Source organism: Candidatus Magnetobacterium casense, assembly GCF_019173545.1.
GTDB classification, from domain to species: domain Bacteria; phylum Nitrospirota; class Thermodesulfovibrionia; order Thermodesulfovibrionales; family Magnetobacteriaceae; genus Magnetobacterium; species Magnetobacterium cryptolimnobacter.
This window is the reverse complement of record NZ_JABXWD010000234.1, coordinates 1-5,523: the sequence shown is the minus strand read 5'-3', so window position 1 is coordinate 5,523 and position 5,523 is coordinate 1. Positions and strand designations below refer to the sequence as shown.

At 55.4% G+C, this 5,523-nt stretch carries 8 protein-coding genes and 1 tRNA gene; 7 read left to right on the top strand and 2 right to left on the bottom strand.

All coding sequences use genetic code 11. The features are described 5' to 3' along the window. A partial coding sequence (locus HWQ67_RS12050) for a hypothetical protein (protein WP_218252938.1) occupies positions 1-520 on the top strand: 520 nt, incomplete at its 5' end. Between the two features lie 118 nt (positions 521-638). Here HWQ67_RS12050 and HWQ67_RS12045 read toward each other — a convergent pair. Beyond that, positions 639-833, bottom strand: coding sequence for a hypothetical protein (locus tag HWQ67_RS12045; RefSeq protein WP_218252937.1), 195 nt, complete (start codon positions 831-833; stop codon positions 639-641). Between the two features lie 122 nt (positions 834-955). Between HWQ67_RS12045 and HWQ67_RS12040 the strand changes: the two genes are divergently transcribed. Beyond that, positions 956-2,050, top strand: a complete 1,095-nt coding sequence (locus HWQ67_RS12040) for a tyrosine-type recombinase/integrase (RefSeq protein ID WP_218252936.1) — start codon at positions 956-958, stop codon at positions 2,048-2,050. Positions 2,051-2,075: 25 nt separating this feature from the next. On the opposite strand, the gene HWQ67_RS12035 is transcribed toward HWQ67_RS12040, so the two are convergent. Further along, a tRNA-Asn gene (locus HWQ67_RS12035) sits at positions 2,076-2,145 on the bottom strand. A 171-nt stretch (positions 2,146-2,316) separates the two neighbouring features. Between HWQ67_RS12035 and HWQ67_RS12030 the strand changes: the two genes are divergently transcribed. From HWQ67_RS12030 to HWQ67_RS12010, 5 genes are all read left to right on the top strand, one after another. After that, positions 2,317-2,730 carry a hypothetical protein gene (locus HWQ67_RS12030; RefSeq protein ID WP_218252935.1) on the top strand — a complete coding sequence of 138 codons (414 nt, stop codon included), beginning with the start codon at positions 2,317-2,319 and terminating at the stop codon, positions 2,728-2,730. Continuing rightward, positions 2,727-3,038: a hypothetical protein gene (locus tag HWQ67_RS12025; RefSeq protein ID WP_218252934.1), complete on the top strand. Its 312-nt coding sequence runs from the start codon at positions 2,727-2,729 to the stop codon at positions 3,036-3,038. The genes HWQ67_RS12030 and HWQ67_RS12025 overlap by 4 nt, the downstream gene beginning before the upstream one ends. Positions 3,039-3,283: 245 nt before the next feature. Continuing rightward, a complete protein-coding gene (locus HWQ67_RS12020; RefSeq protein WP_218252933.1) occupies positions 3,284-3,637 on the top strand; it encodes a hypothetical protein in 354 nt (117 codons plus the stop codon). Positions 3,638-3,939: 302 nt separating this feature from the next. Further along, complete coding sequence (locus HWQ67_RS12015; protein WP_218252932.1) at positions 3,940-4,338, top strand: hypothetical protein; 399 nt, start codon at positions 3,940-3,942, stop codon at positions 4,336-4,338. Positions 4,339-5,251: 913 nt separating this feature from the next. Next, positions 5,252-5,523, top strand: a 272-nt coding sequence (locus tag HWQ67_RS12010) for a recombinase family protein (RefSeq protein ID WP_218252931.1), incomplete at its 3' end; no start/stop codon positions are given.

Below are 5,523 nucleotides of genomic sequence, written 5' to 3'. Positions count from 1 at the left end.
CAACCATCGTCTTGGGATTGCTCGCAGAGCTCTCATTCACTATTCCGTGACCGGGGCGGAGGTGGTCAAGGTCCCTCAGCACTGGATTGACCGAGGTTGGTGGCCGCCTACAAAAGCTGAAGTAGACCGGCTTTACGGCGAGGGATCCGAGACGGAATCCGACCCGGCGCCAGAGCACGTCTCCGATACCGAAAGCGTCGAGACAGAGGGCGACAGCTCCTTCTGTCCCGGTGTGGACACATCAGACCATGAGGCTGAAGAGCAGCTTGAGTTCGTGGAGATAGCTGAACAGCCCTACCTATCGCCGAGTATGGTGGACTGCAAGACTGAGACGAGGCAGGACCGCCCACGCGAATCTACAATAGACGAACAGCTTCGCAAGGCGAGAAGCAGCGCCTCGATGGAAACGATGGTTCGAAACATCTATCACGAATTACTCAGGCGTTGCTCCGAAGACGAACTAATTCTCTTGGCCAAGACGATACTCGATCGTACCAAAGAGCGAGCGTATCGGCCGTGAGCAAGCGGATTGCAAGAGCGCCCGTCCCGCGGCCTGCATCGCAGGCGCGGTGGCGGGATCGATGTGGAGGAGCGATTTCACGGTTTGGTGAGAAGCGATGGCGAGAATCATAGCTCTGTCAATCGAAGAAGTGAAACGGCTGACCGTAGGTGTAAAGATTCCCGGCATCGAGGGTCAACCTGCCCCGAAGGTCAAGAGGCGGAAGCGCCGGATGCCACGCCACTGCATCCTTCCGAGGGTGATCAGACTCCGGGACGCGCCGGCCTACCTCGGGACGAACATCAACACGTTCAATGCCGAGATTCGACCACATTTGCAGGAAATTCCAATAGGTTCGCAGGGCGTGGCGTTCGACAGGATTGACTTGGACAAGTGGTTCGATGAATATAAGAGTCGGGAAAGTCGTCCCGGCAGAAAGGAAAGGAGGGGAAAATCATGGGACTCAAGGTCCCGCCGGGACTCATTAAGCGCGGCGACACGTGGCACGTCTCCAAGATCGTCAACGGTTGCCGAATTCGAGAAAGCACTGGCACTGGTGACCTCGCGGAAGCGCAACGTTATCTAGCGTTCCGGATGGAACAGGTCAGGAACGCGGTGGTGTACGGGGTTAGGCCGAAGAGGACATTCAGGGAGGCGGCCACGAAGTATTTAAGGGAGAGCATGAAGAGGTCGCTCGACAAAGATGCTTGGTGTCTGAAGAGGATTGATCCTTTCATTGGAGATCTCTATTTAGAAAACGTTCACATGGGGACTGTCCGGCCATACATCGACCACGGGCGGAAGATGGGCTGGAAGGCCAGGACAATCAACATGCCACTGGAAGTGGTCCGACACATCTTGAACCTGGCCGCTGGTGAGTGGCTCGACGAAAACGGTCTAACGTGGTTGCAGGCCGCGCCGAAGATACGGCTAATCCCTCGCAGTGATGCGCGATCCCCCTACCCCCTGGCCTGGGCTGAACAGGAACGCCTTTTTGGCTTACTCCCCCAACACCTTATCCAGATGTCTTTGTTCGCCGTGAATACGGGGCTCAGGAACCTGGAGGTTTGTGGATTGCGCTGGGATTATGAGATCAAGGCCCCAGAGATCGAAACCTCGGTGTTTATCCTCCCTGGAGACGTGGTGAAGAACAAACAAGATCGTCTCGTGGTTCTGAACAGCGTAGCCAAGAGCGTAATCGAAGAGGTGAGAGATCAAGACCCGGTTTGGGTGTTCACGTACAAGGGAAGTCCGGTGAGGAGCATGTATAACACGGCCTGGAAGGACGCCAGAGTCAAAGCCAACCTACCTTTTGTGCGCGTCCACGACCTGAAACACACCTATGGCCGGAGATTGAGAGCGGCTGGAGTCAGTCTAGAAGACCGCCAGGACCTCTTGGGGCACAAATCGAGCCGGATCACGACCCACTACTCCGCACCCGAACTAATCAACTTAATCGAAGCCTCGGAGCGGGTTTGCGCAACTCAAAGACACAAATCTGACACAATGGTTATTCTGAGGCAAAAAAACAGGTACTTGAGGGTTGTGTAACCTAATGAAATGGTTGTGGAAACGGTGGCTCCCCGAGTAGGACTCGAACCTACAACCTAGTGGTTAACAGCCATTGACCATGACCTTATCAGGCAACAATATCAACCACTTGGCCGAACGACTTTCCCCTTTGTGTCATAAAAAGACACAACCGATCACAACCCAATGACACAAATTTGACACAGCCAAAAACCGAGATCCGGTTTGAAGGCGCGTGTCTAACTGACTGCCACCACGACACTTTCACCATTAAAGGAGGATCTAGCATGAACGAGAGAGGGAGAACAGGCCGGGAAGCCTCTGATGATGTTATACAATTCACAGACACACACGCCGCTTACGCGAGCGAAGTGGTTGACCATTGGATCGCAAAACGGTGCACGGACTTCAACGACAATCCTGTATTTTTCCACACGGCCTTTGAATCCGTGTTCAACATGTCCTATATCATCGAAGCCTTAGAGAAAACCACGTCGGACATTATGGAGAGGATGTCAGGGAATAAGGATCTAGTAGCGCTCCTGTGGACGCAGATGTACGCTCTCAGGGCAGAGCTTGTTAGACAGTGTGAGGTGTGGGACCGTACCCAAGCGTCTTACGCAACTGACCCGGCCGTCCAGGCTGCCGTCACGGAGGCCATGAGGAGCTTCAAGCCCGGCAATGGAGGTGAGTCCAAATGAAAAAAATCATCGACGGCAAACGGTACGACACAGACACCGCAACCATGATAGCTTCCGACCAGAGCCGCCATAACAGCTCCGATTTTCACTGGTGGGAGGAAACGCTCTATCGTACCCCCAATGGGAATTGGTTCCTGTTCGGAGAGGGAGGGGCTGCCAGTAAATACGCCCGGCCGTGCGACTCGGGTAGAATCGGTGGCGAGGATCTTGCCCCCATGACAACGGACGAAGCCTACGAGTGGTGCGAACGACACGACCAAATAGAGGTTATCGAACGCCACTTCCCTGACAGAGTCCAGGACGCTTAACCGATAATACCGGCCCGGTTGCCGCTTGGTTGCCGGGCCTACCACCCCCACATCTCACCGAACGCGCTCCTACCTTCAACCATTCCCCCAAATTTCCATGATGACCGGCCGGGAGGGGGAACCCTATCCTCTGGGCGCGAACGGGCTGTACGGTCAACACAGGCAGCCACAGGGCGGCATCCTGAGGAAACCTGGATCGAGTCTGCTCCTTCAACTGGCAGGCCGAGTGCGTCTGCTTCGCCAGGATGCGGGCCGAAGGCAGAGACTGGAAAGAGATCGCGGAGATCTTCGGGTTGAAACAGGAAAAGGATGTGCTTGCCCGAATCGCTCTCGGCAATCTTCCTGGAATAGAAAACAGTATGTTGCAACATACTGTTTCGATGGACCTGGCCACTCACTACCTCCTTCCCCTCCGCGTCGAGACTGGCCGGGATCCGCAGAATGGGAACCAGCGGGTTTACGATTACTCCGAGGTCACGGCGTGTATCGAGAAGCTGGGGAGGGGAGAAGTCATCATCAGATTGATGACGATTCACTGGGTCGTCAATCTGACGACCCAGACCACCAGGTGTGGATACCCTATCGATACCGTATCCTGAGATCGGGGGGACATCTCACAAATTTCTGACCATCACCGCGCGTGGCCTCCCGAGGTCCGGTCCAGGATCCTGGGTCCCATACTCCAGGGGAGGTATTGGCAGACCAGGCTCAGCAGGATGCCCGTGGTTGCGCGTTGGTGGTTCGGTTGAGGGTTTTGCCCGTGGCGAGGGGAGGCTGTGCGGGGCTCACGCTGAGGCTGAGGCGACGTGTGGCGTGCTGGTCGATTTTTCCTCACGTTGATGCCAGGGCGATGATCCAGCGGGCCGGTTGACATTCCCCTGGTCTCGGATACTCTCCGTGCATGTTCAAGTGCAAGGTGTTCCCCTATCCCATAGGCTCCAAACGGCCGGAGAAGGTCATCCCGGCAGCCCTGCTGTTCATCGATCAGTGGGAAGCAGAGTCAGCGGGGGAACGGCCATTTGTCACCGTGAAGTGCTTCGGAGAACCGGCAACGGTGTTCATAGGACCTGGGTTCAGGCATATCCGAGAGAGCCGCAACATCCTGGACGTGGCGCGCCGATTCAGATTCTTGCCGTGTGTGAAGGAGTTACTGACGGAGACCACTGAGGCGCCCGATAGGACAAGAGACGGAAACTTCATGCTGGAAGGCAAGGCACCCACCAACGAGATCTTCAGAGTGATTCTCGGCGAAGGCCCCGATGGCTACCGGCTCATAACCTTCTACCCCGTCCAGAAATGACGAAAGCCCCAGCGCCTTCTAGGTCTTGCGACCCGGTTTGCGGCTCATATGTCCGCGCGCTGTGGCTTCTGCCGATAGTATGAGGCACCTGGGGCCCTGAGTCAAGTTCTCCCAATAAAACCAGTGTGCTCAATTTGAGCACGCCTCGTCGTTAAGGCATTTCCAGAAATTTGGTGGAAATTGGGGCTGGACAACGCAGGGCTGACAGCGGGCCCGGCCATGACGATTGTGGGACTCCAGAATTGACGGGGAGTTGTCGTCGATTTGACCACCCCTGCACGCTCGATGCCCTCGAGGGCGGGACCATGGGTGCAACAAATTTATTGCACCATCTCGATGGAGTGGCCGGCCTCGAAGTGGGAGAGGATCTTTACGCAAAAGTGATTATCGTCATTTTTGCGTAAGATCTGTGACACCATGTCTTGGCTCGTCCCCTTGGCCTCTGGCCATAGTTCCTGGAGTTTGTCGGCGATTTCCTGTTGGGTCCAGCCGACTGGTCAAGGGGGCCGCTTGAATTACCTACCTTGCGCGTTCGTACGCGCTCCTTTCACGGCAACCGGATGGTGGGAAAGAGGGCCCGAAATTGGCGTTTTTATCTTATCGTCATAACATGCTGATACGACGAAGTTATCAGGACGCTCATTTATTTAGACCTGCCGTTATTGGCCATTGTGGCACGAACTGCCAATTCGTCACACATCGTGCTACGATTTTTGCCCCCTTTTTTGTATACCACTTATAAGTGGTATACACTACGCACAGAGTAACACACTGTATGTGGTATGGTATTTCTTTACACCACGCCATATTGTGGTTGGCCTAACTATCACACAATGTGTGATAGTTTCTTGACCCAACGACGTAATCTGTGGCATAGTGTACCATAGATCGAGAGCGAACAGGAGACCAGACCATGAGAGCAGTCGGTTACGCCAGAGTGAGCAGCCAGGAGCAGGTGGACGGGACATCCTTGAAGAGCCAGGTGGACCAACTCCGGGGCTACGCGACCTTGAGGGGGATGGACCTGGTGGATATCCTCGTTGACGCCGGAGTCTCGGGAGGAATGCCCATAGCCGAGCGGCCTGCAGGCGCAGCCCTCGAGGGCATGATACAGGCCGGTGAGGTTCAGTGCGTCATCGTGCTGAAACTGGACCGGGCCTTCAGGAACACCGTGGACTGTCTCCA

What these genes read in the sequence shown, in the direction of transcription:
- HWQ67_RS12045 (WP_218252937.1), bottom strand. Translation starts at nt 833, where the DNA reads ATGTGGTCGAATCTCGGCATTGAACGTGTTGATGTTCGTCCCGAGGTA.
- HWQ67_RS12040 (WP_218252936.1), top strand. Translation starts at nt 956, where the DNA reads ATGGGACTCAAGGTCCCGCCGGGACTCATTAAGCGCGGCGACACGTGG.
- HWQ67_RS12030 (WP_218252935.1), top strand. Translation starts at nt 2,317, where the DNA reads ATGAACGAGAGAGGGAGAACAGGCCGGGAAGCCTCTGATGATGTTATA.
- HWQ67_RS12025 (WP_218252934.1), top strand. Translation starts at nt 2,727, where the DNA reads ATGAAAAAAATCATCGACGGCAAACGGTACGACACAGACACCGCAACC.
- HWQ67_RS12020 (WP_218252933.1), top strand. Translation starts at nt 3,284, where the DNA reads ATGCGGGCCGAAGGCAGAGACTGGAAAGAGATCGCGGAGATCTTCGGG.
- HWQ67_RS12015 (WP_218252932.1), top strand. Translation starts at nt 3,940, where the DNA reads ATGTTCAAGTGCAAGGTGTTCCCCTATCCCATAGGCTCCAAACGGCCG.